The following is a 25829-nucleotide window of genomic DNA, read 5'->3' as shown; positions in this document are numbered from 1 at the left end:
CAACCACTCAGCCATCTCTCCATGCCGCGTATAATAGGGGGATTGATGAGGCTTGTAAAGTACAGAAAGTTCAACTGCTTATAATATCAGCAACTTTAGTGTGGTTTTACACGTTTTCTACCCTTTCCCAACAAAAAGCACGATATTTCGCGCTTTTAGACAGAATAATCACACCAAATACAGGCGCTTTTTCGCCCCAAATACCGCTCGTCATAACAAGAATAATGACTGGCAGAGCCATGCGTGTTCACTGTCACTCCCAGCGGGGGCATTCACGCTATGCTTATGATCAAACGCAGATAAATGATCACGTATTTATAACGGGATCATAGTAAGCACTTTTAGTGCTCGCTGACGTCAGCATATTGCGCTAGCGTAATCATCAATAACGTACTGACAGAAAGGCCATTATGAAAATTTTCAGCAATTTTGAAAGCGGCAATATCCACATTGTGCATGCCGACAGCCCAGATGATATTCAACTGACCATTCCGGCCGACAACCAGTCCGATTTTGCCCAATGGTTCCATTTCCGCCTTGAAAGCCAGCCGGATGTCTCTCACCACTTTTCCCTGTTGAATCTGTCCACCTCGGCCTATCCGGAAGGCTGGAAAGATTACGATGTGGTGGCGTCTTATGATCGTGAAGAATGGTTCCGCATTCCGGCCAAGTTTGATGGCGATACCCTGACCTTCACCGTGATCCCGGAATTCGGGTCGATGTATTTCGCCTACTTTGCTCCTTACCCGTACGACCGTCATTTAGACTTGCTGCATCAGGCGCAAACCCATTTCCATTGCCAATTGGAAACACTGGGCGCCACGCTGGATAACCACGATATCAGCTTGCTGACCATTGGTGAGCCCGCTGAAGGAAAGAAAAACATCTGGATCATTGGCCGCCAGCACCCGGGGGAAACCATGGCGGAATGGTGCATTGAAGGCCTGTTGCAACGCCTGCTGGATGCAACAGATACCGTTGGCCGTGCGCTGCTGGATAAAGCCGTGTTCCACATTGTGCCGAACATGAACCCGGACGGCAGTATTCGTGGTCACCTGCGCACCAATGCCATTGGCGTGAACCTTAACCGTGAATGGCAAAGTCCGTCGTTAGAGCGCAGCCCTGAAGTCTTTTTCGTCCGTGAACGCATGCTGCAGACCGGCGTGGATATGTTCCTCGATATTCATGGTGATGAAGCAATCCCGTACAACTTTGTGGCGGGCAGTGAAGGTGTGCCGGCGTATGATGAGCGCATGGCTGGCTTGGAGAATGCCTTTAAGCAAGCACTGCTGACCATCACACCGGAGTTTCAGGACGAGCACGGCTACGAGAAGAACGTACCGGGCACGGCGAACCTGACCGTTGCGACGAATTGGGTGGCGCAGGAGTTCAAGTGTCTGTCTTACACGGTAGAGATGCCGTTTAAAGATCATATCGCCCATCCTGATGAGTTTTACGGCTGGTCACCGGAGCGCAGTGTCGCGTACGGGCAAGATCTGCTGGCGGGCGTGTGGGCTGTGGTCGATAAAATCTGATTGTTTAGCATCTGATTAATCACATCTGAATGGTAAAAATATTCTCGAGCCATTTAAAGCACTAAAAAACCGGCATCGCACGCCGCGATGCCGGTTTTCTTTATCTGTGTGTGATTCTAGTTTGTGTTTTGTAAGAGCATCACCAACGACTAATACACCTCACACCACGCATCTTTCATGTCGATCAGGTGCCAGTCATCCCGCTTGTTCGCTTCATCGAGCGCCTTGTCCAAACGGCCAACGTCAGATTTGCGGTCATACTTCCACTCTCGGGCTTCATCGGTGTGATGCACGATCATGGCCATCGCATTCGGTTGGCTGGTCGCCCATTGCATCATCGCCTGATCCCCATCGGAATTGCCCACCGCTAAGATCGGCTTTTTACCAATGATATACGCAATGTTTTCCGCTTTGCCGGCCTTGTCATCAATGGTCAGGATTTCCCCCTGTTTGATGATCGTCGGTTTGCCATCGTTGTACGCATATTTGTATTTAAAGGCACTGCCGATGATCTGCTCATCGGGGATGTTGTAGGCTTGTGGCGCCCATACCCGCATGAAGTCGACACCACCGCCAGACACGATGTAGGTTTTAAAGTCGTTGTCTTGCAGGAAGGCCAACATTTCTTTCATCGGTTTGTAGGTAAGGTCGGTATACGCCTTGTTAAAGCGCGGATCTTTGGCCGCTTCCAACCACTTCGCGACCGTCTCTTGATAGGCTTCCACCGTCATATCCGAATGTGTGGCCTGAATGATCGGCAATAAGGCTTTTACGCCGCCCGCAAACAAGCTTTTGAGATCATCATTGAGCACATATTTAAACGGTGCTTCGGTCTTCCATTCCGGGTGATCTTTCGCCATGGCTTTGATCTGATCAAAGGCAAACACAAATTGAAAATAATACGGCTTTTCAGACCACAAGGTGCCATCGTTATCAAACACCGCAATTCTGTCTTCCACCGGCACAAATCCCTTCGAGCCTTTGTCGGTGGTCTGTTTCACAAAATCCATGATGGCCGTTTTACTCTCGCCATCTTTCCAGGATGGCAGCACGGATGAACCGCAACCATCGGCAGCCACACTGGCATAAGAAACACTGGATAACAGCAAACAAGACAGAATACGTAAGCCCTTCATTGGCACTCCCCTTCGATCAGCACATTGTATTGAGATGAATAACACGCTCTGCCATGCCTTTTCTTTGTCGCTCTGTTTCTCTCTCGCTTTTTCTCTCACTGAAAAGCAACGAAAAAAGACATCGGGCGGTCATGACAGTATGGCAGCAAATAAAAAAGCCAGCCCGGCAATCCTTCTGGCATCGCGACACGGGCTGGCTTGAAGATAGGTAAGATTATTGCTCCTGATACCGGAACAATTTGCACAAGGTCTGGCTCAGGGTCGAAAACTGACGGGCCAATTCACGGTTCAGCCACAAATAACCAAAGTAACTGATGTCACTGGTGTCATCCTGATCATGCGGCGCACGGTGCGGCAGCAGATGCAAAATCACAATCTCGTTTTTATGGATCGGCGTGATCGCCTTGCGGGTAATTTGACGGCTTAAGCGGGCAAAACGACGGGCTAACTGCTCTTTCGCTTGCGTCAGGCACGGCATGTCACTGATTTTCTCCTGCCCTTGCTGAGTATCCCACGAGGTACTCACCAGCGTGTCGATCATGGTGTACATGCGCTTTTCAATCAGCAGGGTGTTTGTGATCACCTGCTTGTTTGGGCCGGCCTCTTTCAACGCATGGGGTAACAACTCTTGTTGCTGATCGAGCAGCTTGAGCAACTCTTGCGTTTCCAGCGGGGTGAACATCCCCATGGCTAAGGTTTGGTTGTGTTGATGGTAAAAGTTACCGCTTTTGGCCAGAAACTGGCTGACCAAATCAAAGAAGTGATCGGTCGCGCGTGACGGGAACACATAGATGCTACACAGAATAGCCACAATCCCCGCCCACAGCACATTCACGGTGCGCCATAACGCGGCGTCAAAGTCTTCCGGACCACCACCGGCCACGACCACAATGGTAATGGCGACAACCAGCGCAGCATACGCGTATTTCTTCTGGGTAAAGTACATAGCCACCAGCGTGATACCAATAAACATCACATGGTGCAGCCAATTCCACTGGGTCGGGATCAGGTAGAGGGACAAACCCAAACCGGCCCCGATCACGGTGCCCCAGATCCGCTGCTTGGCTTTCGACAGCACCCCGCCGATGAAGGGGATGGTCCCCATGACGGTGACCGCCGTGATCAATGCCCATGTCCCGTACGGCACATCGAACAAACGGATGAGTATCTGAATCAGGCTCAGAGCGATAAACACCCGAAAAACATACAGAAATCGGTAATATTTCAGGGCAAAATGTTGGTAGTAACGCATGATATGACGGTTGACAGTGAAATTCTCCAATCATCATACAAATATAAATGTGATTATCATCACAATATTGCGGTAATAATGACAATGTTAGTTTCAGAAAATGAAAAAGCCAGCCCTGTCACCAAGGCTGGCTTTTTCTACTGAATACCGTCTTTCACTACGCGCTCACGACACAGGGGTAAAAAGCGCGCTCGCAAACCGGTGATTAACGCATGATCATCTGTTCACGGCCAGGGCCGACAGAAACCATCTTCACTGGCACGCCCATTAGCTCTTCAATGCGCAATACATATTTCTGCGCCGCAACAGGCAGCTCTTCAAACTTACGACAACCAGTGATGTCTTCGCTCCAGCTTTCCATCTTCTCGTAGATAGGTGCTAGTGCTGCGGTTTGTGGCCAAATTGGGTTTTCGCTATGCTCACCTTCGTAGCCCACACAGATTTTCAGATCCGCAAGGCCCGTCAGACAGTCTACTTTGGTCAGTGCAACTTCTGTTGCCGCCTGTAGTTCTACACCGTTTTTGGTTGCTACTGCATCGAAGTAACCCATGTCACGTGGACGACCAGTGGTTGCACCGAATTCGCCAGCCAGTTCACGGAATGCATCTTGCTCTTCCATGGCTGTGATCAGCGTACCTGTACCCACTGATGAGCTAAATGCTTTAGCAACAGCGATAACACGCTCTGGGCGAAGTGCTGGCAAACCACCACCAATACCTGCATACATAGACACACAGTTAGATGATGTTGTCCAAGGGTACTCACCGTAAACCAAGTCACGACCCGCACCCAACTGTGCTTCAAACAATAGTGTTTTGCTTTCTGCTTGTAACGCTTTAAGAGGCAGCGTCACGTTGCAGATAGAATCACGCCAAGGTGCTGACACTTCTAGCAACCAATCTGCCATTTCTTGTGCAGTTTGCTCAAACTTGAAGGTTGGGTATAGCGCACGCAGTTGAGGCAGTTTCCAATCCAACATAAATTGAATGCGTTCTACCAATACTTCAGGTTGCTTCAACCAACCCACTAGAATGCCTTTTTTCATGACACGGTCACCGTAGCAAGGTGCGATACCTTGACGCGTTGAACCGTAGGCGCCGTCACCCAGACGAAGCTCTTCCAGTGTATCTTCTTCTGCGTGTAGCGGTAGACACAGTGTGGCACGGTCAGAAATGCACAGATTCACTTTTACGCCAGATTGTTCAACTTCGGCAATCTCCGCAGAAAGCAAAGCAGGGCTGATTACCATGCCAGGGCCTAACACACCGATACAATCAGGGTTAAATACGCCGCTTGGAAGTTGGTGTAACTTAAAAGTACCAAAGTCATTCACTACGGTATGACCTGCATTATTACCACCTTGGAAACGAATGCTTGCCGATGCTTGTTCAGCCAAAAAGTCTACGATACGACCTTTACCTTCATCACCCCAGTTTGCACCAACAACAACAATAGACGACATAATTACCACTCCTTAATAGCGAAGTCCTTATCCTATGCCGCCGCCGGTAATAACAAAAATTAATAATCGTTATAGGTGCGATAAGAATTTCATATAGGCAAAAATGGCAATCCGAGTACAATGGCTGTTGACCCTTTCACCCCATTGTTTATTTTTCACGCGAGCCTGTTTCTATGTTGGATCTGCACTGGTTGAATACGTTTGTAACCTTGGCGCGGTTAGAACACTTTGGTAAGACCGCCGCTGAGCTGCACATGACACAGCCCAATGTGAGTTTGCACATCAAGCAGTTAGAGCAAACCACGCGGGTTAAACTGATTGAACGTAACCCGTTTCGCCTCACTCAAGCCGGTGAGCGCTTACTTCACAGCGCCCAACGTACCTTGCAGGAATTGCAGGTTTGTCAGGCCGATCTGAACGCGATCAATGATTTGTGTCAGGGTACCCTGTCGATTGCGGCCAGCGACATCATTTCGCGCCTGTTACTGATCAAGCCGTTTCAGTCTTTCAAACAGGAATTTCCGGGCATCGATCTGTCACTGTTCAACACAACATCGACCCAAGCGGCGGCATTGGTCAAAAGCGCCAAGGCGGATTTAGGCTTTGTGATCGCCCAGAAAGAAAGCCAGCCCCTGCACTTTACCGAGTTACAGCAAGTACATTGGTGTGCGCTGGGCAATGGCTTGGCGGAATGGCAAGCGCGTGCGGCGGCAGACGCGTCAAACAACGGTGACGAGCCCACACTGATTTTGCTGGGGCACGATACCCGTACTCGCGATTTGATTGATATGGCGCTGCCCAGTTTGAAACTGCCCAAATACCGTGTGATGGAAGTGGGCAGTGTGGACGCGCAGATTGATTGGGCAGAAGCGGGCTTTGGGGTGGCGATTGTGCCGGCGTTCTCCCTGCATCCGAAATTGAACCTCACCAGCACCATTACGCCGCTGCCGGATTTTCCGACCACCAGCCTGGGCTACATTGTGCGTCAGAATCAGGTGCTGTCACGGGCGATCAAGCAACTGCTGCATTGGGTGAGTGAAGAGATCACCTCCTCGCAGCAGACTCGGTGATGTGAAGCGTGGCGTGAACCGCGATCTTTCCTTCCAATAAAATCCAGACCTACAAGCCCAAACAACAAACTCAACCTGCAAACTAAACCTGTAAACCAGACCAACAAAAAAGGCGCCACATAGGGCGCCTTTGTTGTCGATGTCTGCTTAGCGTCGACCGAGCATCACTTAATGTGACACGTTCTCGGTTGATGGCTCTTTGCGCCATGCTTTGCGAATACGCAGAGTCAGGAAGCTCAATACTGCCAGACACAGTGTGATCACAGGTGCTGCCATCAAGCCCATGGTCACCAAACGGCTCAGGTTTTCTGGTAGCAAAGGCAAAATCATACCAAAACCACACAGTAGCAGCGTCCAAAGGATCGCACTTAGCCATGCGAAGTAATGGAATTTGCTTACCTTGTTCACACGCATACCCATCATCAGTGGCAGCAGTGAACGCACAACCGGGATGAAACGGGCACAGAATAGCGCCACCAAGCCATGACGGCCCAGCAAAGTATCGACCTGCTGCATACGGCGCGCCGGTACGGCATTCACCCACCCTTGCACTTTCGGCAATCGGTTCAGCCATTTACCTTGCATGTAAGCCGCCCAGCTACCGGTGGCTGCACATACCATGATCAGCACCAAAATCAGCACCGGATCCAATACGCCCACTGCCGCTAACGTACCGGAGAGGACCACCACACTGTCACACGGGAACGGTGCTGCCGGAATAAAGCCACTTTCAAGAAAAATTAAGACACCGACGACCAAGTACACAAGGCTTGCGCTGCCTGGCGCGGATAGCGCAGTAAAGTCTTGATGCCAAAGGGACATCAACACTGAATAAATAGAATCAAACATAAAAAACTCCGAGACATCAACCTAAACACAACTCAACAAATGTGGTCTTTAGTGTCTAGCGGGTATGGATAAAGCGATATAGCAAGTTGGCGTCGTGGTATTCATCACTGCGCTCACTGGCTGTGATACGGTTGATCCGCAGCAAGACTGGGATCAATATCATGGTTAACAGCAGACCGGTAACGGCAGCGAACCATAATAACACGCGCGGTGGCTCCGATGCTTTCCCTAACCGCTCTGTGACCGTTGAATTTCCACGCGGGGTATTTAAGCGAGGATTCAACTGACTGAGCAACGCGGCTTGATGAATATGGGGATGGAAATACCCGGGGCTTTCGAGTTGATTGGCACTGAACAGCGACGCATAAAGGGACACATTTTGTTCGACCTTAAACGCAGGCGATACGCTTCCCTGACCAAACAAAATGGCCATCACAGAGAAGAGTAAAGCGACCCGTAACAGTCGGTAGGTGCCCACGCTGTTCATCCGATAGAAGAAGATGATCCCTTTTACCTCCGCCCATCCCTAATTGCAATACAAAATGCAGGGACTTTGTTTCAATAGATCAATAGCACGGGCTTTAAGGTCATTTTTTCGGCAAATCATCACAAAGAATCGACTTTTTACACTATGAATTTCTGTCATTTTTACATTTGACGATTTTTTACGCTAACCGTTAACAAATCCTGTGGCACATAGGGTGTGCATTTCCTTACCTCAGTCACTTATGTCTTATTTTTCATAGCATTAACATTGATATTTTTGTAATGACTCGCAAAAAACAATAATGACATTAGGCTCATCTGCCAGCGTCTTTCACTATATCCGCCGTTTGTAACAACAGATTTCAGATCATAACAATGTGCTTCAGCGCATTACGACCTATAACGGAACGGCTAATGAAACTTTCTCATCTCGCTTTGCTAATTTCAGTGATCAGTGCGCCAACCATGGCGTTTGAACTATCAGCACCTAAAGCAAATCAGACAAACAACACCGACAATCTGGTATGGACTGGCCACATGAGCCCGGATACCGATACCGTGACCTCTGCCATTGCAGCTGCGCACATTTACGGCGGCACAGCGGCAGTACCAGAAGCCATTAACCCAGAAAGCCAGTTCGTCCTGGACTACTGTAAAACGGCGGCTCCGGTTGCGCTAAACAGCGTAAAAATCGGCGCAGTAGGCTTGGTGGATTTCAACCAGAAAACCCAACTGCACGCGTCTGTGAATGAAAAAGACGTGGTCGCGATTGTCGATCACCACGCGATTGGCGGTAACCCTGTAAACCTGACCCAAGTCGCAGCGATTGATATTCGTCCTTGGGGCTCAGCCGCCACCATTCTTGCCGATCGTGCAGAAAAGCTGAACGTGACGCTACCGGCTAACATCGCCTGTACCACGCTGGGCGGCATCTTGTCAGATACAGTCGTATTTAGCTCACCAACAACGACGGAATTTGACCGTCAGTACGCAGAAAAACTGGCTAAAGTGGCTGGCATTAAAGACATCAAAGCCTTTGGTGAGAAAATGCTGGAAGCCAAATCTGACCTGAGCAAAGTCAGCGCAGAAGATATTCTGACGCTGGACTACAAAAACTTCGGTTACGGCGGCAAGAAAGTGGGTATCGGCGTAGCGGAAACACTGACGGCACAGCAGCTGCTGGATCGTAAACCAGAATTCATCAAAGCGATGAAAGCGTACAAGAAAGAAGCCGGCTTGGATCACCTGTTCTTCGCGGTAATCGATACCAAGCACAAGAAAGGCAACCTGCTGTGGATCGACAGTGCTGATCAGAAAGTGGCACAAGCGGCATTTAAAGGCAAAAACACCGAAGAATGGCTGGTACTGGATGGCGTGACATCACGTAAACGTCAGATCGGCCCTGCGGTTCAAAAAGCGATTGAAGCGAAGTAATTACTTACTGCCTTCTCAATAGTTAAGAGTCAATAAATCCAAAGTGCGCAGCGGCTCACTGCGCGCTTTTTTTATTCATCACATTTACTCAATGATGACGGAAACTCAAGTGTGATTTCTCGCGAATACAAACAATCCCCCTGTCCATTTTCGCCTTGAAAGATAAAACCAAGATCGGCAAATAACCCGATGGATGCCGTATTCGAGGCATCGATCTCTGCCCACACGGTGGTAATGCCTAATGTGCGGGCATGATCGAACAACACAAGCAAGGCGTCACGCGTGTACCCCTGCCGCCAATACTGCGCGTTGAGTAAACACCCGACTTCACACTGCTGGCGATCATCACTGAAGCTATGCAAACTGCAGGTGCCAATCACGACTTCCTTGCCCGTGTCTGCGGTGATGGCAATTCCCCATTCATAAGACGCATGTGTATGGGCCAACGCAGCAACACTGGCCAGCATTTGATCGACCGTATCTAAAGAGGCAAAGGGCGGCTCTCCCGTGTAGCGCATCACACGCGAGTCGCCATATATGGCCAATAACCCAGCCCGATCATCTGGCGTTAACGCACGCAATACCACGCGTTGGCCGGTGAGTGTTGGTATCAAGCGATGAAGAGGGTTTACCGAATCACGGATGACAGAATCGATCATGGCATGTTGACCTATTTCACCATCGGACAAGCGGCTAACTCCTCTGTCGTGGCAACGTCGGCTTTCTCGAAGTCCATTTCCTGTACTTGCAGACCACCCCACAAAGCCGTAACCAATACAACCACAGGTACAATCATGGCAACCCATGTACGAATACGGCCTAACAAGCCATATTGAATGCGGGTTGGGCGGTAGACCTTCATGCCTCGCGGGGGAAATTGCTTATCACGCCAACTGCGAATACCCATGGGGAAAAGAAAGATAAACAGGAAGAGGGCAAACAATAACGGGATCCCGCACAGTATTATCAACCACACGGTTTGTGCGCCATTCATGCCCCAGTAGTCATAACAGTAGGGTTGCTCAGCCAGCGCCTGAATAAAGGGAAACAAGCCATATTGAACGCTGGCATAACCCGCTGTCCCCACCAACACATGCATACTGATCCGTGTAATTTTTTCCCGGCGCGTATATTCCGGTGCATATTCCATGTCTGTTCTCCTGTGCCCACCGTTCCCTGACTATTTGGCTTATTCTGTTCTGCTTGCAATGCCATGCTGGCAGCCCATCACCGGTGTGCAACATAAGAAAGGAGAAAACGATACCCGATGCACAGGTTCAGGTAACACACGACAAGTGTCACACCACACGTTGTGGCGTGACGACACCGATGATGACAAAAGAAGGCTTGCGGTTAATCGATCAACCGAGGCACCGCTTGATACCTATCGCTGGTGAAGCTGGTCTCTGGCTTATCAGTAACGTGATACAAACGAGGTGAGAGCACACCATATTCCAACGCGAGGTTCACGCCTTTCATCGCTACCCCCATGCTATAACCCAACACACCGCCCACTTGCTGGGAAAAATAGGTTTCGGCGTTTTTATCCGGTAATAAGCCTAACCGCACTACCCACTCCCCCTCGCCGTTGATATACACGGCATAAATATCCTGCAAACCAACATCGACAGTGGTATAGGCGGTCATTGGCGTGTTGTAGAGATAACGTTTGGCGGGCCCTTGATGCTTTGCTACGGCGCCGCGAAATCGCGGTTGGCTTTCCAAGCTGTCGCGAATGTCCGCCATGATGCTGTGTGACAACGGCGCGGATGGCCACACATCCGTCGGCCACAGCGCATGCGCCAACATTTTTACGGGTAGCCAGAACAGATACCCAAACGGCAGCAGTACCGCAGCGAGGAGCAAGAGTTTTTTCATCGTGATGTGTGGTTCATAGTTACTGATTAATGATTATGGATTCTTGGGCTGTGATTATTTTCTTGTTGTGGATATTGTCTTGTGATTCAGTGAGACGCTTCGTTCAGCACACGCAAGAAAAGGGCATTGAATGCCGCCATGTCAGTTTCCTTTACGGTACGTCCAAGTGGTAACGCCTCTAAACGCGTCAATTCGGCTTCAATAAAGGTATTCAAAATGGGGATGGCAGGCGCCAGCATTTTCTCTTCGCTGACTTTTTTTTGTGCGAGCAACTCATGAATCGCGGCCAATACGGTGGGATCCGGCACCAAATCAAGCAGCTTATCAAACTCAATCGGTGCGGCCGTGCCGTATTGCTCTATCCAGCGAATCGCCAGCAAAGGGCGCAACACATAAAAGTATTTCTTCAACGGCACCCTATCACGCAATAAATAACCGCGATAATTGGTTTTTGCCATGCTGCGATAATGATAGATGCCTTTTTCGAGCGCATAAGTCGTCGGCAACATTTGGCGTGCCGCCTCTCGGAATCCGCCCCGGTTAATATAAGTGATAGGAGATTGGATCCACTCCACAAAGGCCGGGTTCGATTTACCGAACAGTTTGAGGGCTTTACGAATATCCCAACCAGTGAGATCAATCTCATCCACAATCGGGTATTCAATCACATCCCGCCGATCTTCCAGATCCACACTCAGATACCAGTCTTTGTCTCGCACATAGATAAAACGCACGTCGTAATCACTATTGGGGGACGCAAAGCCCCAGGCACGACTGCCCGACTCAATCGCCATTAAAATGCGCACGCCCTCTTGCTGCTCAGTGCGCTTCAGGCGTAACAGGATTTCTTCCCTGACGTGTTTATCTATCATCACTTTTTTCTCTGTTGTCTCTGCTTATTATCGCTTGTACGTGGTGCAACATGGGGGGGCCCCTTACCCCTTTAACCTTTGTCGCGCGTATTGACCGTATCTTCACGTATGGCATCACGGCAATGTGTCGATGTATCCCGCCCTTCGTCATCCGCGTTGTCCGTCGTACTGAGACAGGCTTGCGGTTTCGATTGTAAGTGACAGATTGGCTGATTCACTTGCCCGCGATCAAAAGCAATCACGCAGTCGATGCGATCACTGCTGCCTGTCGGATAGGCATAATCCAATGCAAAAATGACCCGTTCACCCGCTGGGGAAAAAGACGCGATAGACACCTTTTCTGCGTTTTTAAACAGCAATAAGTCCGTGCCGATATAAAGGGAATCGATGGTAATGCTGTCAATAATGCGATAGTCCGGCAGAGAGATCATATCGATATCAAACGCCGGATTCACATCCATATTGTGCTTAATGACGCGAGCAAGAAAATGGTTAATTCGGTACGTTTCCACCTTCTCTACCGATGCGGGCAAAATCGTAGCCCATGACGAAGCAGGAAGCATCACGCACATCGGCAACATCAATGTGGCGGTTTGGCAGGCCTTTCGCATACAGCGCGTTATCGTATTCAATCGTTGTCACTCTCTGGGGGCATCTATCAATAATAAAGGACTCAGCGCGCAGAATATCGTCATGTAACCCGCTGATACATTGAAAGTTACATGCATTGATTAAGTTTCGATAAACCACACACATTCGTGAAAATGCCACCGAAAAATACGCCATACACTATGCACTAAGGCGATACACTACGGCAGTGGCGCAAACTTTACCCACCAATGCGCGGTCACCCCTAACACGCCCCCAAACAGCCCGCCACAGACCACAAACACCAAGCTAGGCGTCAGAGAAAAGCCAAATAGTGCCCCCGCCATCAAGCCCGCGATGCCTTGCCAAAGGTGGGGGTAACGATAGGTTTCCCGCTCAATTTCAATCCCTATTAACAGGCCCAAGAAGGCGGCGACGCCCGTTTGCAACGCAATGCGCACCCAATCACCAAAGTTAAACAGCAATGACGGAATCGCCACCAGCAAGGTGCAGAAAAGTACCGAGATAAACACCGCTTTCATGGTTCCCCTCCAATGAGACCACCACAACGAACTATCACATTTTTACTCACACCAATTATCGTTTGTGTAGGGTTTTGCATACTCACGCTGTTTGCCTGAAATTTCTCGCTTTTGCCCCTGCTCCAATTCATACAGGTACGCAACACAGCCTCCGTAGGAGGAGACGATCAGCACTTCATAATCACGCTGACTTTCAGGGGTAAAGGTGGCAGTGATAGCGCAAGATTTTGTCCCACTGTAATCGGTAAAACCATAGCCAAAAGAAAAGCTTTGTGGTTGATTACCAACAACAGACACCGTATGTGATGAGAGCCTATCCACTGTACCGGCATCTTGTTTACCCGTGCAGAATTCGGCACCCTGATAGATATAGACATCAGCATTACCGCGCCCTTGGTTCACAAATTTAATGGTCGCCACATCATCACCACTCGGCGCGTGGTACGACGTCGCCATGCATCCTGTCAGTAGAATTGTCGATGTTAATGTCATCAATCGTAATAACATGGTGTCTCCCCCCTTTATGCTGTCATCATGGATGGGCTATCCCCCTTCCACATTGCACGGCACGCGCACTCTTTACAAAATAAAAAACAGAACGTGGGAGTAAACTGCGACGCACAACTAACATATCAATCAGTAAGACAACCCGACCATCAAGTCAAAAAGCTATCTTTCTCTTTGATTTATAACTGCGATGATAGCGATGTGTTAACGCTGAAAATAAAATAATTAGCCAGGTGACGCCCTCTGTTTACATGCTTGTACGACGATATGCTCAGCGCTAGCGCAACATCCAAAAACTGGTAACATGCAAGCTCTCTAAAAACCACGAGATAAAACCCAAATGTCAGCCGAAAACCCTATTGTTAAAGATGTATTTGTCGCATTCCAGGTCATTCCTCGCTTAAAAGAAGGGAATAACTTTGAAGTGGTAGATAAGGCCATTGAAGTCGTTAAAGCCGCCAATGTGCCTTATCAAGTGGGTGCAATGGAAACGACCATGAAAGGGGAACTCAATGAGCTACTTGAAATTGTCAAACAGGCACAACAAGCCTGTTACGATGCGGGCGCGCTTGAAGTTATTACCAACATCAAGATCCACAGCAAAACCGAAGCGGCGACAGATACCTTTTGTACCTACGACAGAGGGGTCACAAAAGCAAACTACATGTTTGTAGACAAGTAATCGACAACAGCGCCACGCCCCGATTCATAACAGTGCCTCAGCATGTTAATCGATGCGCTTTTCAATGCCGCTGCACTTACTGTGGGCGGCATTAACAATACGTTCAACCCCCCATTGGCTTAGCGCGTCACTTTTCGATATATCCCATGTAATAACACAGCTATCACGGTGACATTGATAGCAAAGCCTGCCCCAACCAAAACCAGATTAATACTATTACATACCCATGTCGGGTTCGATGCATTACAAGCCCCGCTCAGCAGCATCGTGAAATACGACCACGGCAACGCCACAGACAGGATAACCTCATGATGGGTGTAGAGCATGTTGGCGATAACGTCATATTGCAACCAAAATGCCGTAAACCCAATCAGCACGTATACAACGAAACAAAAGAACGAGAGAAAGAAAATACGTTTCTTGTTCAGTTGTGCTCGCATCTCTGCTCTCCGCTGATTATTTCACGATCTCAAGTGAAGCCATCATGTGTTTATCCAGTCAAGCGGCGCACTGCCCGCACAAACTCAAACGCCGCACAAAGCCCAGAGGCCATAATGGCCACATCAATAATACGCATGTCAGGCGACGACTGACTGTAAACAGCGTACCCCACCAGACTCGCCGCATGAAACAGTGCGCCCAGCAATATCACCGGGCACACGGCCAAACCCAATACGCGCCATATGTTGTTATGCATCCCTTCCTCCTTGAAAACCGTGCTCGGTGTCTCATCTGCCATTTCATTGGTCAGAAGAAGAGAGTAACACATTTGCAACATACGTTAAGACATGAGAAGAGCCGCAACCGCATCGTTGCCACTCTCATCCCACATCAATCACTTGATCAACCCACCGTGATAATGCAGGTCGTAAACTTTCTGCCCCTGATACTCAATCCACTCATAACCGGTGAATGAGCACACATCCCCGTCATTCGTGTCGTGATACACACCTAATGGCGTTTCATGGGTGAACGTCCCTAAAAAGTGGCCTGACATATACAGTAAAGCGAGGCTTTCCAAAATAACATTGCCGGCTTTTTCTGCGTCATAAATGTCTGGGCATAAAATCTTGCCGTAATAATTCATTGCCCATACCGGCTCGTCGTGAAAGTACACCACTTCTTGGCCAAGAAAATCCGTACCACCAAAGTAGCTATCGAGATACTTAAACGCTCCCGACTGAAATTGAATATCGTGCGAACCCGGACGGTAAGACAAACACTTCGGTGCACGGCCAACATAGGCATTGGCTTTCGCTTGCACAATGAATGCGTACAACGCTTGCGGGGAAAAATCACTCATACTGCCTCCTTGTAGAAAGGCGACATCATAACTGTATATAAAAACAGCATTTGAGTGTTAGTTCATGATTTCGCGATCAGCAACTTACGTTGTGCTTTAACGAAGAGGGAGAAGGGCTTTTACCCTTCATACAGCTCAAGTGGCAGCCCATCGGGATCACTAAAGAACGTGAATGACTTGCCCGTCAGCTCATCGGTACGGATAGGCTCAACCTCAACCCCTTTTGCCTGCAAATACTCCACCGAGGCGGACACAGACTTCACCACAAACGCCAAGTGTCTCAGTCCTTGTGCTTCTGGTTGGGACACGCGCTTGGGCGGCTCAGGAAAAGAAAACAATTCAATCTGGTTACCATTAGGCAGCGCCAAATCCAACTTGTAGGACTGCCTGTGCTCACGGTAAGTTTCCGCGATCACTTTCAGCCCCAATACCTCGGTATAGAACGCTTTTGATCGCGGATAATCAGAACAAATGATCGCAACGTGATGAATACCTTCTAAAAACACCGACTCACTCCTGTGCTAAAACACTAAACCTAACGCCTTTAACTCGGCTTCACATTGGGCAGCATTGGCAAACTGAATCGCAGCCATGCCGACCGCTTCTGCGCCTTGTACGTTATGCGGCATATCATCAATAAATACGGTATCTGCAGCCGCTAAATGATAATCAGACAACAAGGCATGATAAATCTCAGGCTGAGGCTTTAATACGCCTTCTTCTGCCGAGACGGTCGCCCCATCAAACAACGGCCAGAAGGTGTACGTCGCTTTTAAATGCGCCACAATATCGTGCACGTTATCGGTTAAGGCATACACGCCGTAGCCTGCCGCTTTGATACGCTCAATCAGATCCACCGTGCCATAAATCAGCAACTGAGTCTGTTTCACGTAATAAAACAGGCATTCTGCCTCTAGCGCGGAGAACCCGAGATCCCGCTGATACTGCGCGTTGGCCTCGGCCTCGGTAATTAACCCTTTATTGAGATTCAACCAGGTATCGGACTGGAAAATCGCTCTGGCCTTAGCTTCTACCTGTGCATGGTCTGTGTCACCGAACGTGAGGCGGACAATCTCCAACGGCGACCAGCGCACCACCACGTTACCAATATCAAAAACTACCTGTTTAATCGAACCTGCTGCCATGGTGTCATCCTTTACTGTGTATACCCAGATATACCCTAACTATCTCAAGGCATATTACGACTGAGAAAAACGCTGGCGTGTTACCAAGCCCCATTTCTCGTCTTGATACATGTCTTCCTCGTATTGGCCGGATGTGTAGTCACCCACGACATCACGCCAAAATTTGACCGCATGATCCGCACCCGCTACTTGTTTGATTTCCCATGCACCGCCAAGACGGGCAAACAACTGCGTAATAAACTGCTTACCCACTTTGTTTTTACGAAAACACGGCAACACATAGAAATCACAGATCTCAAAGTGCGCAACGTCTTTGGCTTCAATGGCAGTTAATGCCGCTGGTACGCCATCAATATAAAGCAAATAGCCGGTGACCTTATTTTCTAGCTTTGGGTAGATCTCAAACAAGCCATTTTCATCGGGCTTATCATCAATGATTTTGGAAAATTCAGCGGCATAGCCTTGGTATAAATTCGCGTATACCTGCGCATTGGTATGATCAACCGTCACAATTTGCATGATGTTTTTCTCTTTATTCACAGCCCAGCAGGGTATCCATGATGGGCATTTCACACCATGCTAGCATGCCTGTAAGTGATTGATCATTTCATTTTGTAGGGAGAGAGTGTGAGCACGCCGTCAGTATCAAGATTGATGTATCTACAGACCCATGGCCTTGCTTTGTTAGCAATATGCCCGATGAAAACGCCGCACTTTGGTACGCATGTTTTTCATTGGTGATGAGGTATTAAATTGAATCATGCGCCCTAGCGTCCATTGCTCGTACCACGCCACCCCATACAATTCCTCGTCACTTAAGCGGGCGATCAGTAATTGTATGTCGCTCACCGTCAATTCCAGTTCAGCAAGCAACGCCTCATATTCCCAATCTCGGTAGGCTTGATGAAAACTTTCGGCCAGTGGGCCTAACTGATTCCACTTGTACCCCGTTTCAGGAAAATCCACGTGCTGATGACTGGCTTTTCGATGATGCCATTTGAGTACGAGTTTACCCCAACCGATCAAATACGCGGCGGTGTCACTCACACTAATGAGCGTACCTTTGACGTTTCCTTCTACACCCGGTTGACGTGCAAGACCGGTCGGAATAGCACGGTAATCCGCCATTAATTTGGGGAAGATGGTATTAATGGCTAACGCCAATTCATCCTTGTTTTGGGGTACGGAAGACATGTCCACCTCCATGTGTGTAAGACTCAGTTACCAAGCAACATTAACGCCTTGATTAAACACCAATTTGAATCGTTTACTTTACAGATAAATCCTTCGCGAGCTCGATGTCATGCAAAATAACGTCATTTGCACACTCTTTACTGATTTCTCCGGTAGGTATAAAGCCTTGCTGGGTATAAAAATGTAACGCGCGCTCATTACTATCAAGAGCCCACAAAGTAACCCTCTGTGCTTTCAATGTCCGGAGCATTCTTTCGCATTCATTGTAGAGTGCTTGGCCTATCCCCTGCCTCACGTTCGCAGGATCGATGTAAATTGAACTCAATTCATATACATCAGTGCCTTTTAGTGTTTTAGGCTGCCCAAAGCATAAAAAGCCCGCTAATCCAGCTTCGCCATCTACCACTAAAACATCGGCTAAATTGCGCCCAATGATGTTTGACCAGAGTGTCTGGCGTTTTTCCAATGTGTAGCTTTCAATAAAGCTATCAGGCATCAGACCTTTGTATGCATACGCCCATGATTTGACATGTATATGTGCGATGTTATTTACATCATCCAATACTGCTTTTCTTACTCTCAACGCCATGACTTCCTTATCAACCTCTCCTGTACTGGCAACACTTTCAATGTTTCATTGAGCTCCTTGCCAGTTGTACTCCATGTTCATTGAACCCCATGCCCATTATCGTGTGCGAGGCTGCCTGCTTTTCGCTACTACTAAACCATGATTACTTGAACCCAACAGGCTGGGTTCGTCGCAAACAGCTAAGTGATAGGCTAACCAGGTTTGATATTGCTGCGCAGTGAAGTGATTAACACCGTTTGAAATATAGCGGCCAAAACCGTCTGTCGCTGTATGACTAACAATCTCAAAATCTTGCTGCACCAGTAAATGCTCGACTTCCATCGGTGTGGCAAAATACCCCACTCTAAAGAATCGGCTCGCCTCGGGACAGGAAACCGTCCCCTGTGTTTGCAACTCAGAAAGAACATTAGGGGTGATTAATTCCGGAAATTTCTGCGCAAACAAACCACCCACAAAATAACGAGAGATATACGCTACCGCCAACATGCCACCGGGCTTTAAAATCCGATCTGCTTCCGCAATCGCGGAGTGCCTTTCTTCCTCGGTTTTTAGGTGGTATAGCGGACCAAGAATAACAACGACATCTTGTGAGTCATCTTGAATAAAAGGCATGCTGCATGCGTTACCTTCAAAGATATCGAGTGTGAGTTGTTGTGCTGTCGCTTTTTTCTTAATATATCGACTTGGTCTGGCGCAAGTTCAACACTTGTCACCTCACACCCCAAGGCTGAAAAAGTTAATGAATAACGGCCTGTCGCAGCCCCAATTTCACAAATGCGGGTACCAGGAGAAAGGTAATCCGCAAGCTTATGCATTGTCGTATCGAACTCAAGCTGAGTGATGTACTGCCTTGTTAGCCTTTCATCTTCATCGGCTCCAGTGTACTGGGCAATCAGTTCTTCCATGCTCACTATTCCCTTTCCTGTAAACACCTTTACAGCTTACTTAGGCTCCATATCAAAATGCATTCATCACTTGCAACAAGAGGGAAAGTTCAGACCACAATCCCTCGCATTGTTGGTCAAAAATCCTAATAATAATTACCTGTCGATATTGCAATATGTCTTCGCTTATTCGATGGCTTACTAATTTCATCTAAAATACGATTTATATACACATGTAATACTTCATCATTAATTAATTTGAGAACTTTCTTTAAATCACCAACGAATTGAGAAAGTTCTGCAACTCCAACTATCAACTTACACTCACTTTCTAAAAATCGTAAATGTTTAATACCATATGCTTGGCCTAAACGAAAAAGCCTGTGCATAATAGAAGTCGGCAATGTGAGTTTCACAACATCATCACCCATGATTTTAAAAAATGAATCACTACTTTCAAGGTCAACATCATCCTTGAATAAGGCCAATGAAACTTCATAACTTAATTTAATTTTCTTTTTCATTAATTATGGTTCTCTTTCTCATCATAAAGTCACTATGCCATGACACTAACAAATGACACGGCTCCCCTTATCCAGACTCTGCCACATTAGGTAAATCAGACTAAGAAAGCTTACTTAGGCCATCCAATCACTATCTATGGCATTGTTCTATGCCAAGTTACATCTCAGTATCTAGAGGGAAGATCTGGCTGGCAATGCATTAAGTCGCAAAACCACTTTCTTTATAAAAACTCGGAGGGCGATCTAACGTTCGTGCAACGTTTGCAAATAGGTAGCCCACAATCATGGGGAGAAAGGTGCGGTGCAAGACTGTAAGGAAAAAGAGTTACCCATACCTTTCGATAAGGAAATGCCCATCAATACAAATGGGCATGACCTATGAGTGTTGGGATGACAGTATTGGGTGAGATAAGGGAGTGAGGCAATAAACGCGAGCGCTCAGCAAAAAATAAATGTCTTACTGTGCTTGCTCAGCCACTGAAGAGGTTGCTGCTGATTTTGCTTGCAGCCAAAGGCCGGACGCTTTCATCAGATAGCCAAATACGCCACCTAAAATCAGTGACGGTACCACAAGCTGCCAATTACCATCCGCTGCAAACGTGGCGCATGAGCCAATGAAGGTACCAGGGATGTACGCCAACCATGCTTGCTTGGCTTGAATACACATGAAGAACGCCACAATCGCCGTGATGACGTAGCCAAGGATCTCTAACCCGGCGTAAGTCGACCCGAAAATGATCACCATGGCCCAAAACACACCGGACATGTTAGTGATTAAGCTGATTGCCAAGCCTTTTAAGCCACTAGTCGGGGAAGCAAAGTAACTGGTACAGCCCAGAAAGCCCGCCCAAGATAACAGGCCCAGAGAGATTGCGATCCAGCCCCACACGCCAGAGAGAATGCCCGTGGTAATGGAGATTGCTAAAAGTGTTGTCATGGTATGCTTACCCGCTTGCCAGTCTCGTTCCCGCTTATTTCAAGCACGGGGTTCGAGCGCTGCTTTCATGAATTGAAATCAAGCAGCCAATACTAGGCCATGTCGGGTAATCACTTCGGTGATTTAGATCACACAAGAGGTCATTTCATTGCATGATTTGCACATTGCAATGTGGCATTTGTGATCTTTCTCAAGCAGATATCATCATTCTCACTCTCTTTGTCTAGATTGACCTTTACTCATAGATAAAATGCCAGACACATGATTTTCATAGCGGCATATGCACAGCGAACAATAAAATGAAGCGAAAATAGATGATGGATGAGGTTAATGATTTAGCGCCCTGCGTTAATCCTTATTATTTCTCTTTAAATACTTGCGAGAAATACAAGCAAGACCCTTCTTTTGCAGCTGAATGATTGAAATAGCTTGAGATATTAAATTTATACTTTTCCTGTTCATCAGACATATATGAAATTTTTGCGGATATTCCATCATACGTTCCCGTATTCCAGGATGAGCGCTGCCAGTAACGGTATTCGGACATAACGAATTGCTCTAAAACAGTGGCCAATTTTCGTCGACCACTACATATACACACGGGATAAAAGCGAGCGATGCAGTCTAACCCTGTTTTTAAAGCTACTTACCAGCGACTTTTAGATGCTGGGAAACCGAAAAATGTCACTATCATCGCATGCACTAGAAAGATGGTTGTGATCTTAAATTCGATGCTTCGAGATGGCGTCATGTGGAACGAAAACATAGCCAAAAATTAGCGATTGACGCCATAGTCGTTTGTTCGTTGCCCATCACAAAGGCCAGTGCTAACATTTGTACACACACCAACAAAGGATTACGACATGGATACTAGAATTCAATTTCGTGTTGATGAAGAAACAAAACGCCTAGCTCAACAAATGGCTGAAAGCCAAGGCCGCACGCTAAGTGATGCTTGCCGTGAACTGACTGAGCAACTCGCTGAACAACAAAGAAAAAAATTATCTCATGATGCATGGCTAACTGAACAAGTAAACCTAGCATTTGAGAAGTTTGACTCAGGAAAATCCGTTTTCGTTGAGCACCAAACGGCTAAATCTCGAATGGAAGAACGCAAAGCCAGAATCCGAAATCGAGGTAAGCAATGATTTTATGGGAAGAAGATTCACTTAATGATCGTGAAAAGATCTTCGAGTTTCTCTATGACTTCAACCCTGATGCGGCAGAGAAAACTGACAACCTCATTGAAGCAAAAGTAGGACACTTGCTTGAGCAACCTCTAATGGGAGTACAACGAGATGGCATTCGCGGGCGATTACTTATAATTCCTGAGATTTCGATGATCGTATCTTACTGGGTTGAAGGCGATATCATTCGTATTATGCGCGTACTCCACCAGAAGCAAAAATTCCCTACGGATTGATTGCTTCCTCTGGGGAACTAACCAATAACATGGACTCCCCCTCATTCAGCTCTGCCACACTTGGTGAACCAGTTTCGATAAAATCTTGGAAGCCACTATGTCACTTTCAATCTACGGCATCAATTTAGCCAAACATAGCCCAAAATTAGTAATGTCGTTTGTTATATACTTTCGATCATCTCATTCCACCCTTTTTGGAGATAATACAGTGTTGCTAAGCCAACGATTGTTCCAATGGGAGGATTGAGCAAGGAGATAGCTGCTACAAGTGCCCCTGTGACTTTACCCCACTTTTTACCCTGTTTAATAGCTGAGCCGACTTTAAAATAAACTACGGGAATAGCAAAAAGTAATAAAGATGACAATAAAACGCTAATTGAATCGCTATCTACCTTACCACCCTCATACATTGGAATAGCAATCGCAGCAAAAACACCAATGACAGCTATTGATACCAACCACCCCATTAATCTCATTAGGCGGCCTGCTTTTTCTAGGTATCCCATATACTAGATTCTCCATTTATGTCACTTTCAATCTATGACATTGATTTAGCAAAATATAGCTTCAGTATTCATGGAGAAGAACTAACAAGCAATGCATATAATCACAAAGCAACGATCTTTGTGTAAACTCAGAAGGCGGTCTAATGTTCTTGCAACCTTCACATCTGATCTCATTGACGAATACAAGAACAAAACACAGCTAAAAACGGACTATGACTGTCATGGTAATTTGTTATATACGTCTATTTTCGACTGCAATAGAGAGAAAGTATGCTTGAGTAAATGCTAATAGCCCAATGATGATCGGAACAATAAACGAAAACGAGAAAACGAAAATGTAGATACCCGACATGAAAAGCTTATCCAGAAAGCCATCACTGTGACTCCACCCTGCTTGGTGCCCATCAGCAAACAGACCTAACACCAAAAAATAATATACAAAGTAAATTCCGAACGACTTGTGCCAAGCGTTTATTTGGAGATCTCGAACCGTATAAGCAGAGACTAAAACAGCCAATACTGTACCTAAAACTAAATATATATAGTCAACAGGGTATTGCGATGCCGTCACTAAAAACTCACCGAATGAGATGAGCCAGATAATGGAAAAACAAACAGCAAGTGTTAGCAACGTGTTCTTAACTATCAATGTTTTCATACCCTCTCCCTCCAGAAAATAGTATGCAACATTAACCACAGTGAGCGGAGTTAGAATGCGAGTTCAGCGAGATAGTTCAAATTTTGCCCTACGTTGTTTAACATCATCAATCGAGAAAGTGAACGCCATAAAAACAAGCGAGTCATTCAGGGGGACGAGCACAAGTACGCACCGTACTCTACATGCCTATGATGTCTGCGATGCAGTGTAACCCTGTTTTTAAGCTACTTACCAGCGACTTTTAGATGCAGGGAAACCGAAAAAAGTCGCCATTATTGCGTGTGTAAGGAGGGTTGTGATCTTAAATTCGATGCTTCAAGATGGCGTCATGTGGAACGAAAACATAGCCAGAAATTAGCTATTGACGCCATAGTCGTTTGTTATGCCCGCATTGAAAGCACGTGCATTTTTAGACTAGCGGCTATTTGAAGGTTCGGTTCAATAGTCAAAGCTAAATCACAATCCAAAACAATCTTCTTAATCAGTTGGGCAAACTCATACTGATTTTGACAAAACCTCAGTAACTCATAATTTGCGGCAGCCCTGTTTTGATAAGGAAGAGCTTGTTTACTGTCCAACTCTAAAGCTAATGTAAAATCATGAACTGCATTGTCAAAACGTGCTTTTTTGACCAAAAGGTCGTTTTGAATGTAACCAAGATAATTTAAAGCAATACCTTTATTAGCCAACACATTAAACTCAGGCTCGTAATTTACCGTTAGCAGTTCAAAGCCCTGAACAGCTCGCTCCAAATACTCTACAGCAGATATTTGGCATTTAGTTTCAGTTTCAATGCCTAACTCTTTGTAACAACAGCTAAGAAGGTAGTTAGCTTGAAAATTAACTTTAGGATTAACTTTCACGCTGTTTGTAAGGGACTCAACCTTATCAATGCAACGTACATACTGTGACGATTTATAGAGTTCATAGGCAAAATCAATTAATGACTCTTCTTCATTGGTTGCATCCATTTTGACTGGTAAGGTAAGACTGTATTTACTTAGCGCTATACCAAACTGCTGAAGGTCTATCCCCGGCAACACCTCTACAGGTCGAATTGTTAAAGGAAAATAGATTAAACCTAGTTTTGCCTCATAGAAGAAGAACCCAAAACCATTTTCATTACCAGTCCAAGCGTATGAATAGGTGTCATTTGCGGCATTTGATACAAACGGAATCTGGACTGGTGTTGTTGACAGTTGAATACGACCTTTAAACTGAGAAAAATAGTGCTTTTTTACATACCTAAATTTACCAACATCAGAGATTGCTGAAATACAAAAACCACCAACGCTTTCTACATTTGCATCCGAAATTACGACATCCATAGCTCTTTCAAGATCACTGAGCCCAGAAGAGTGTTTAATATTACGAGTTAAAAGCTGATATCCATCAAAGTCACCAATATATGCAAAGTCTGGCTGCGACACCTGACCGCATGAGATCCTATAGATTAAGTTATCACCTGCATGACACATTATGTAGTCTGTGTTTCTTGATAAACTACTTTGAGTCAAAGTATGAACTACTTTATCTAATTCAAAGGTTTGAAGGTCAATTTTATCGAACGCATCTTGTGCTTCAGCACTACAGCCTGCAAACGCAATTGCAACTCTCCGACTATCGACTAAAAATAATTTCAATCCACCGTTTTTTTGATAATCAGAGTGTGCTGGTAATTCTCGACTCTCTTGGTAGTTTAATCTTGTATCGCTAACGATGCAGACGTTGCCTGTTTCATCTTTCTTAGCAAATATTAGACTCATTCAAAATGACCTTACTTAAATGGATGGATAAAGGCTTTACAACTTAATATATAGAATCCATCTACATATTGTCACAGGCGCATAATAGCATCAATGCTAAACCATTGATATTGAAAGGTATCGGTGGGGGAGGGAAAAACAAATGTAGAATCATTCCATATATCACATTCTACATTTCTATATCACAGTTTGATGTAATCGACGTGAAAATGAACGTTATCGGAGCGTGTGTGGCGGAGCGCTGGGCCGGCACTCCGGATAGGACTCATCGGGGACGCCTAGTTGCGCACTGCAAGTCGGGGCTGGCCTTCCAGACGCGACCAAGAAACCGAAGGGCTCTCGTCGCGGGAAATTTGCATACAAAAAAGCCCCATCATTTCTGGCGAGGCTTCGTTGTAGTGGCGGAGCGCTGGGCCGGCATTCCGGATGGGATTCAATGGTCCGGCATTCCGGCTCGCGAAAAAGTGCGTAGCACTTTCGGGAGCGTTGAATACAAAAAAGCCCTTGTCTTTCGACAAGGGCTTCGTTGTGTTGGCGGAGCGGACGGGACTCAACGCGCACTGCAAGTCGGGGCTGGCCTTCCAGGCGCGCCCAAAAGACCGAAGGG

Annotated in this window: 33 protein-coding genes and 3 pseudogenes; 8 read left to right on the top strand and 28 right to left on the bottom strand. The window is 46.8% G+C overall.

All coding sequences use genetic code 11. The features are described from left to right. Window positions 1-410 precede the first annotated feature (410 nt). On the top strand, window positions 411-1535 hold the full coding sequence (locus ABT58_RS10650) for a M14 family metallopeptidase (protein WP_047874390.1): 1125 nt from the start codon (window positions 411-413) through the stop codon (window positions 1533-1535). Between the two features lie 149 nt (window positions 1536-1684). Here the strand turns inward: ABT58_RS10650 and ABT58_RS10645 are convergent, their stop codons facing one another. The 3 genes from ABT58_RS10645 to ABT58_RS10635 form a co-directional block, all read right to left on the bottom strand. Beyond that, window positions 1685-2671, bottom strand: a complete 987-nt coding sequence (locus ABT58_RS10645; RefSeq protein ID WP_047874389.1) for an HAD family hydrolase — start codon at window positions 2669-2671, stop codon at window positions 1685-1687. A 214-nt stretch (window positions 2672-2885) separates the two neighbouring features. After that, window positions 2886-3953 (bottom strand): FUSC family protein, encoded by a 1068-nt coding sequence (locus ABT58_RS10640; protein ID WP_338048703.1) that lies wholly within the window; start codon window positions 3951-3953, stop codon window positions 2886-2888. 175 nt (window positions 3954-4128) lie between these two features. Beyond that, a complete protein-coding gene (locus tag ABT58_RS10635) occupies window positions 4129-5385 on the bottom strand; it encodes an adenylosuccinate synthetase (protein WP_047874387.1) in 1257 nt (418 codons plus the stop codon). Between the two features lie 173 nt (window positions 5386-5558). On the opposite strand from ABT58_RS10635, the gene ABT58_RS10630 reads away from it, so the two are divergent. Then, complete coding sequence (locus ABT58_RS10630; RefSeq protein ID WP_047874386.1) at window positions 5559-6455, top strand: LysR family transcriptional regulator; 897 nt, start codon at window positions 5559-5561, stop codon at window positions 6453-6455. Between the two features lie 168 nt (window positions 6456-6623). On the opposite strand, the gene ABT58_RS10625 is transcribed toward ABT58_RS10630, so the two are convergent. Together ABT58_RS10625 and ABT58_RS10620 are read right to left on the bottom strand one after the other, a co-directional pair. After that, window positions 6624-7304, bottom strand: coding sequence for a DedA family protein (locus ABT58_RS10625; protein ID WP_047874385.1), 681 nt, complete (start codon window positions 7302-7304; stop codon window positions 6624-6626). A 55-nt stretch (window positions 7305-7359) separates the two neighbouring features. Next, the gene (locus ABT58_RS10620) at window positions 7360-7782 is read right to left on the bottom strand and encodes a hypothetical protein (RefSeq protein ID WP_146147271.1); all 423 of its coding nucleotides are present in this window, start codon (window positions 7780-7782) and stop codon (window positions 7360-7362) included. Between the two features lie 422 nt (window positions 7783-8204). Here ABT58_RS10620 and ABT58_RS10615 point away from each other — a divergent pair, with 422 nt between their 5' ends. After that, window positions 8205-9224, top strand: a complete 1020-nt coding sequence (locus ABT58_RS10615) for a manganese-dependent inorganic pyrophosphatase (RefSeq protein WP_047874383.1) — start codon at window positions 8205-8207, stop codon at window positions 9222-9224. Window positions 9225-9295: 71 nt separating this feature from the next. Here the strand turns inward: ABT58_RS10615 and ABT58_RS10610 are convergent, their stop codons facing one another. From ABT58_RS10610 to ABT58_RS10580, 8 genes are all read right to left on the bottom strand, one after another. Continuing rightward, a complete protein-coding gene (locus tag ABT58_RS10610; protein WP_205625320.1) occupies window positions 9296-9883 on the bottom strand; it encodes a GNAT family N-acetyltransferase in 588 nt (195 codons plus the stop codon). An 11-nt stretch (window positions 9884-9894) separates the two neighbouring features. Next, entirely contained in the window at window positions 9895-10374 is a 480-nt protein-coding gene (locus ABT58_RS10605) for a hypothetical protein (protein ID WP_047874382.1), read from the bottom strand. Window positions 10375-10577: 203 nt separating this feature from the next. After that, window positions 10578-11102: a hypothetical protein gene (locus ABT58_RS10600; protein ID WP_047874381.1), complete on the bottom strand. Its 525-nt coding sequence runs from the start codon at window positions 11100-11102 to the stop codon at window positions 10578-10580. An 86-nt stretch (window positions 11103-11188) separates the two neighbouring features. Then, window positions 11189-11974, bottom strand: a complete 786-nt coding sequence (locus tag ABT58_RS10595) for a nucleotidyltransferase domain-containing protein (protein WP_047874380.1) — start codon at window positions 11972-11974, stop codon at window positions 11189-11191. 71 nt (window positions 11975-12045) lie between these two features. Next, complete coding sequence (locus tag ABT58_RS10590; RefSeq protein WP_146147270.1) at window positions 12046-12486, bottom strand: hypothetical protein; 441 nt, start codon at window positions 12484-12486, stop codon at window positions 12046-12048. Next, the gene (locus ABT58_RS24055) at window positions 12467-12616 is read right to left on the bottom strand and encodes a hypothetical protein (RefSeq protein WP_156168823.1); all 150 of its coding nucleotides are present in this window, start codon (window positions 12614-12616) and stop codon (window positions 12467-12469) included. The genes ABT58_RS10590 and ABT58_RS24055 overlap by 20 nt, the downstream gene beginning before the upstream one ends. Window positions 12617-12783: 167 nt before the next feature. After that, window positions 12784-13104, bottom strand: coding sequence for a hypothetical protein (locus tag ABT58_RS10585; protein ID WP_047874378.1), 321 nt, complete (start codon window positions 13102-13104; stop codon window positions 12784-12786). Between the two features lie 42 nt (window positions 13105-13146). After that, window positions 13147-13611 (bottom strand): hypothetical protein, encoded by a 465-nt coding sequence (locus ABT58_RS10580; protein WP_047874377.1) that lies wholly within the window; start codon window positions 13609-13611, stop codon window positions 13147-13149. Window positions 13612-13951: 340 nt separating this feature from the next. On the opposite strand from ABT58_RS10580, the gene ABT58_RS10575 reads away from it, so the two are divergent. Then, complete coding sequence (locus tag ABT58_RS10575; protein WP_047874376.1) at window positions 13952-14293, top strand: thiamine-binding protein; 342 nt, start codon at window positions 13952-13954, stop codon at window positions 14291-14293. 119 nt (window positions 14294-14412) lie between these two features. On the opposite strand, the gene ABT58_RS10570 is transcribed toward ABT58_RS10575, so the two are convergent. The 11 genes and pseudogenes from ABT58_RS10570 to ABT58_RS10520 form a co-directional block, all read right to left on the bottom strand. Then, on the bottom strand, window positions 14413-14733 hold the full coding sequence (locus ABT58_RS10570; RefSeq protein WP_047874375.1) for a hypothetical protein: 321 nt from the start codon (window positions 14731-14733) through the stop codon (window positions 14413-14415). Window positions 14734-14783: 50 nt separating this feature from the next. Then, window positions 14784-14990, bottom strand: a complete 207-nt coding sequence (locus ABT58_RS10565; RefSeq protein ID WP_047874374.1) for a hypothetical protein — start codon at window positions 14988-14990, stop codon at window positions 14784-14786. 138 nt (window positions 14991-15128) lie between these two features. Next, on the bottom strand, window positions 15129-15596 hold the full coding sequence (locus ABT58_RS10560) for a DUF5680 domain-containing protein (protein WP_047874373.1): 468 nt from the start codon (window positions 15594-15596) through the stop codon (window positions 15129-15131). 119 nt (window positions 15597-15715) lie between these two features. Then, complete coding sequence (gloA2, locus tag ABT58_RS10555) at window positions 15716-16102, bottom strand: SMU1112c/YaeR family gloxylase I-like metalloprotein (protein ID WP_047874372.1); 387 nt, start codon at window positions 16100-16102, stop codon at window positions 15716-15718. Between the two features lie 15 nt (window positions 16103-16117). Beyond that, window positions 16118-16741 (bottom strand): HAD family hydrolase, encoded by a 624-nt coding sequence (locus ABT58_RS10550; protein WP_047874371.1) that lies wholly within the window; start codon window positions 16739-16741, stop codon window positions 16118-16120. A gap of 54 nt (window positions 16742-16795) precedes the next feature. Then, window positions 16796-17260, bottom strand: a complete 465-nt coding sequence (locus ABT58_RS10545; RefSeq protein ID WP_047874393.1) for a GNAT family N-acetyltransferase — start codon at window positions 17258-17260, stop codon at window positions 16796-16798. Window positions 17261-17425: 165 nt separating this feature from the next. Then, complete coding sequence (locus tag ABT58_RS10540; protein ID WP_047874370.1) at window positions 17426-17935, bottom strand: ClbS/DfsB family four-helix bundle protein; 510 nt, start codon at window positions 17933-17935, stop codon at window positions 17426-17428. A 73-nt stretch (window positions 17936-18008) separates the two neighbouring features. Next, window positions 18009-18524, bottom strand: coding sequence for a GNAT family N-acetyltransferase (locus ABT58_RS10535; protein ID WP_082211067.1), 516 nt, complete (start codon window positions 18522-18524; stop codon window positions 18009-18011). A gap of 96 nt (window positions 18525-18620) precedes the next feature. After that, window positions 18621-19429: pseudogene (locus ABT58_RS10530) on the bottom strand (class I SAM-dependent methyltransferase). Window positions 19430-19554: 125 nt separating this feature from the next. Further along, entirely contained in the window at window positions 19555-19932 is a 378-nt protein-coding gene (locus tag ABT58_RS10525) for a hypothetical protein (RefSeq protein ID WP_047874369.1), read from the bottom strand. A 457-nt stretch (window positions 19933-20389) separates the two neighbouring features. Further along, window positions 20390-20869, bottom strand: coding sequence for a DUF1097 domain-containing protein (locus tag ABT58_RS10520; RefSeq protein ID WP_047874368.1), 480 nt, complete (start codon window positions 20867-20869; stop codon window positions 20390-20392). 614 nt (window positions 20870-21483) lie between these two features. Between ABT58_RS10520 and ABT58_RS24050 the strand changes: the two are divergent. The 3 genes and pseudogenes from ABT58_RS24050 to ABT58_RS10505 form a co-directional block, all read left to right on the top strand. Then, window positions 21484-21648 (top strand): annotated as a pseudogene (locus ABT58_RS24050) (IS110 family transposase); the annotation flags it as partial. An 84-nt stretch (window positions 21649-21732) separates the two neighbouring features. Beyond that, a complete protein-coding gene (locus ABT58_RS10510) occupies window positions 21733-22017 on the top strand; it encodes a type II toxin-antitoxin system TacA family antitoxin (RefSeq protein ID WP_047874367.1) in 285 nt (94 codons plus the stop codon). After that, the gene (locus ABT58_RS10505) at window positions 22014-22292 is read left to right on the top strand and encodes a type II toxin-antitoxin system RelE/ParE family toxin (protein WP_047874366.1); all 279 of its coding nucleotides are present in this window, start codon (window positions 22014-22016) and stop codon (window positions 22290-22292) included. The genes ABT58_RS10510 and ABT58_RS10505 overlap by 4 nt, the downstream gene beginning before the upstream one ends. Before the next feature lie 161 nt (window positions 22293-22453). Here ABT58_RS10505 and ABT58_RS10500 read toward each other — a convergent pair whose 3' ends face one another. Then, window positions 22454-22798: a hypothetical protein gene (locus tag ABT58_RS10500; protein ID WP_047874365.1), complete on the bottom strand. Its 345-nt coding sequence runs from the start codon at window positions 22796-22798 to the stop codon at window positions 22454-22456. Window positions 22799-23030: 232 nt separating this feature from the next. Further along, window positions 23031-23456 carry a hypothetical protein gene (locus ABT58_RS10495; RefSeq protein WP_047874364.1) on the bottom strand — a complete coding sequence of 142 codons (426 nt, stop codon included), beginning with the start codon at window positions 23454-23456 and terminating at the stop codon, window positions 23031-23033. Window positions 23457-23561: 105 nt separating this feature from the next. Here ABT58_RS10495 and ABT58_RS23725 point away from each other — a divergent pair. Continuing rightward, window positions 23562-23814 (top strand): annotated as a pseudogene (locus ABT58_RS23725) (transposase); the annotation flags it as partial. Window positions 23815-23836: 22 nt separating this feature from the next. Here ABT58_RS23725 and ABT58_RS10490 read toward each other — a convergent pair. Together ABT58_RS10490 and ABT58_RS24310 are read right to left on the bottom strand one after the other, a co-directional pair. Then, window positions 23837-25222, bottom strand: a complete 1386-nt coding sequence (locus tag ABT58_RS10490; RefSeq protein WP_047874363.1) for a tetratricopeptide repeat protein — start codon at window positions 25220-25222, stop codon at window positions 23837-23839. 278 nt (window positions 25223-25500) lie between these two features. Further along, the coding region (locus ABT58_RS24310) for a hypothetical protein (protein WP_205625319.1) at window positions 25501-25829 on the bottom strand (329 nt) is incomplete at its 5' end.

Source organism: Photobacterium aphoticum, assembly GCF_001029435.1.
Classification (GTDB): Bacteria; Pseudomonadota; Gammaproteobacteria; order Enterobacterales; family Vibrionaceae; genus Photobacterium; species Photobacterium aphoticum.
Note: the sequence above shows the minus strand (reverse complement) of the source record. Positions and strands in the feature narration are given on the sequence as shown.

Bases quoted from the DNA above. Each gene is read 5' to 3' on its own strand.
- ABT58_RS10650 (WP_047874390.1), top strand. From the start codon at position 411: ATGAAAATTTTCAGCAATTTTGAAAGCGGCAATATCCACATTGTGCAT.
- ABT58_RS10645 (WP_047874389.1), bottom strand. From the start codon at position 2,671: ATGAAGGGCTTACGTATTCTGTCTTGTTTGCTGTTATCCAGTGTTTCT.
- ABT58_RS10635 (WP_047874387.1), bottom strand. From the start codon at position 5,385: ATGTCGTCTATTGTTGTTGTTGGTGCAAACTGGGGTGATGAAGGTAAA.
- ABT58_RS10630 (WP_047874386.1), top strand. From the start codon at position 5,559: ATGTTGGATCTGCACTGGTTGAATACGTTTGTAACCTTGGCGCGGTTA.
- ABT58_RS10625 (WP_047874385.1), bottom strand. From the start codon at position 7,304: ATGTTTGATTCTATTTATTCAGTGTTGATGTCCCTTTGGCATCAAGAC.
- ABT58_RS10615 (WP_047874383.1), top strand. From the start codon at position 8,205: ATGAAACTTTCTCATCTCGCTTTGCTAATTTCAGTGATCAGTGCGCCA.
- ABT58_RS10610 (WP_205625320.1), bottom strand. From the start codon at position 9,883: ATGATCGATTCTGTCATCCGTGATTCGGTAAACCCTCTTCATCGCTTG.
- ABT58_RS10605 (WP_047874382.1), bottom strand. From the start codon at position 10,374: ATGGAATATGCACCGGAATATACGCGCCGGGAAAAAATTACACGGATC.
- ABT58_RS10600 (WP_047874381.1), bottom strand. From the start codon at position 11,102: ATGAAAAAACTCTTGCTCCTCGCTGCGGTACTGCTGCCGTTTGGGTAT.
- ABT58_RS10595 (WP_047874380.1), bottom strand. From the start codon at position 11,974: ATGATAGATAAACACGTCAGGGAAGAAATCCTGTTACGCCTGAAGCGC.
- ABT58_RS10585 (WP_047874378.1), bottom strand. From the start codon at position 13,104: ATGAAAGCGGTGTTTATCTCGGTACTTTTCTGCACCTTGCTGGTGGCG.
- ABT58_RS10580 (WP_047874377.1), bottom strand. From the start codon at position 13,611: ATGTTATTACGATTGATGACATTAACATCGACAATTCTACTGACAGGA.
- ABT58_RS10575 (WP_047874376.1), top strand. From the start codon at position 13,952: ATGTCAGCCGAAAACCCTATTGTTAAAGATGTATTTGTCGCATTCCAG.
- ABT58_RS10570 (WP_047874375.1), bottom strand. From the start codon at position 14,733: ATGCGAGCACAACTGAACAAGAAACGTATTTTCTTTCTCTCGTTCTTT.
- ABT58_RS10565 (WP_047874374.1), bottom strand. From the start codon at position 14,990: ATGCATAACAACATATGGCGCGTATTGGGTTTGGCCGTGTGCCCGGTG.
- ABT58_RS10560 (WP_047874373.1), bottom strand. From the start codon at position 15,596: ATGAGTGATTTTTCCCCGCAAGCGTTGTACGCATTCATTGTGCAAGCG.
- ABT58_RS10550 (WP_047874371.1), bottom strand. From the start codon at position 16,741: ATGGCAGCAGGTTCGATTAAACAGGTAGTTTTTGATATTGGTAACGTG.
- ABT58_RS10545 (WP_047874393.1), bottom strand. From the start codon at position 17,260: ATGCAAATTGTGACGGTTGATCATACCAATGCGCAGGTATACGCGAAT.
- ABT58_RS10540 (WP_047874370.1), bottom strand. From the start codon at position 17,935: ATGTCTTCCGTACCCCAAAACAAGGATGAATTGGCGTTAGCCATTAAT.
- ABT58_RS10535 (WP_082211067.1), bottom strand. From the start codon at position 18,524: ATGGCGTTGAGAGTAAGAAAAGCAGTATTGGATGATGTAAATAACATC.
- ABT58_RS10525 (WP_047874369.1), bottom strand. From the start codon at position 19,932: ATGAAAAAGAAAATTAAATTAAGTTATGAAGTTTCATTGGCCTTATTC.
- ABT58_RS10520 (WP_047874368.1), bottom strand. From the start codon at position 20,869: ATGACAACACTTTTAGCAATCTCCATTACCACGGGCATTCTCTCTGGC.
- ABT58_RS10510 (WP_047874367.1), top strand. From the start codon at position 21,733: ATGGATACTAGAATTCAATTTCGTGTTGATGAAGAAACAAAACGCCTA.
- ABT58_RS10505 (WP_047874366.1), top strand. From the start codon at position 22,014: ATGATTTTATGGGAAGAAGATTCACTTAATGATCGTGAAAAGATCTTC.
- ABT58_RS10500 (WP_047874365.1), bottom strand. From the start codon at position 22,798: ATGGGATACCTAGAAAAAGCAGGCCGCCTAATGAGATTAATGGGGTGG.
- ABT58_RS10495 (WP_047874364.1), bottom strand. From the start codon at position 23,456: ATGAAAACATTGATAGTTAAGAACACGTTGCTAACACTTGCTGTTTGT.
- ABT58_RS10490 (WP_047874363.1), bottom strand. From the start codon at position 25,222: ATGAGTCTAATATTTGCTAAGAAAGATGAAACAGGCAACGTCTGCATC.